General features: G+C 61.8%; 1 protein-coding gene. It reads left to right on the top strand.

Going from position 1 to position 432, the window contains the following annotated elements:
* A partial coding sequence (locus tag AWU74_RS08670) for an N-acetylneuraminate synthase family protein (RefSeq protein WP_187150995.1) occupies positions 1 to 432 on the top strand: 432 nt, incomplete at both ends.

Genomic DNA, 432 nt, shown 5'->3' with positions numbered 1-432 from the left:
GCTCATGCGCGAGTACGTTGACGTGTACCAATTCGGCGCGCGCAATATGCAGAACTCCGAGCTGCTGAAACGCGTCGGCGAGCTGGGCAAGCCGGTCATTTTGAAGCGCGGGCTTTCGGCGACTCTCGAGGAATGGCTCATGTCTGCGGAATACCTCCTGTCGTCGGGCACGGAAGACGTGATTCTGTGCGAGCGCGGAATCAGGACGTATGAAAAGGCGACGCTGAACACGCTCGACCTGTCCGCAATTCCGGTGCTGCGCCCGCTGACGCACCTTCCGGTTATCGTCGACCCAAGCCACGCGCTCGGCATACGGTACAAAATCCCCCCTATGGCGCTTTCGGCTATCGCGGCGGGCGCGGACGGACTCCTTGTGGAAGTGCACTGCGACCCTGACAAGGCGCTTTCGGACGGGCCTCAGTCGGTCTACCC

This window comes from Treponema endosymbiont of Eucomonympha sp. (assembly GCF_001028545.1).
Note: the sequence above shows the minus strand (reverse complement) of the source record. Positions and strands in the feature narration are given on the sequence as shown.